At 61.9% G+C, this 649-nt stretch carries 2 pseudogenes; both read right to left on the reverse strand.

Annotated elements, in window-relative coordinates:
• Positions 1–263, reverse strand: a pseudogene (locus RHBS_RS29920) (hypothetical protein); the annotation flags it as partial.
• Positions 263–649: pseudogene (locus RHBS_RS29520) on the reverse strand (hypothetical protein); the annotation flags it as partial. The pseudogenes RHBS_RS29520 and RHBS_RS29920, both read right to left, overlap by 1 nt.

Here is a 649-nt window from a genome sequence, read left to right on the forward strand (position 1 = left end):
CGGGCCGGGTCGACGGGAGTGATCGGCACAGAGTCGACCGATGGTGTTGTTGCAGAATCGGACTCGGGCTGGCCTCCACCCGGTTGCGGCGCAACCGTCACCTGCGGCGCGGCCTCGGTCGATGTCGCCGACACACCCGCGACCACGGTGGGGATGACCGACGGCATTGCATCCGTCGGTTCGTCCGAATTGCTGCATCCCGTCAGGAGAATGCCGGTAAACATCATGGCGACGAAAGCCATTCGCCTGCTGCGTCTCGTCATCAGTTGGATGTTGCTTGCTGCATCGACAACACGAAGCCATGTCCGCCGCCGGCGTCGCAGATCATCGCTTCGACGCGGGAGAAGCACGTCATCCCATTGAACGTGATGGAGGTATTGTACTCCAACGTCTGCGCGTTCTCGACGCCGAATTGGCCCTGATTGAAGCACGTCGGCGTCACCTTCCCCGGCACCATGTAGAAGCCTTTGCTCAGTTGGTCGATGGTGAACGACGGGGTGACGCAGTTCGCGCCGTCCGGTACCGGAGCATCTCCTGACTGGCAACCGGATCCGAATTCGGAGTTGCCGATCTTGCAGTAGATCTTTCCGGACGGTGACTTCCACCCGACCTCGTTGCCGTATGCGGTGTAGCGGGCCGGGTCGACGGG

It is taken from the genome of Rhodococcus sp. BS-15 (assembly GCF_000813105.1).
GTDB lineage: Bacteria > Actinomycetota > Actinomycetes > Mycobacteriales > Mycobacteriaceae > Rhodococcoides.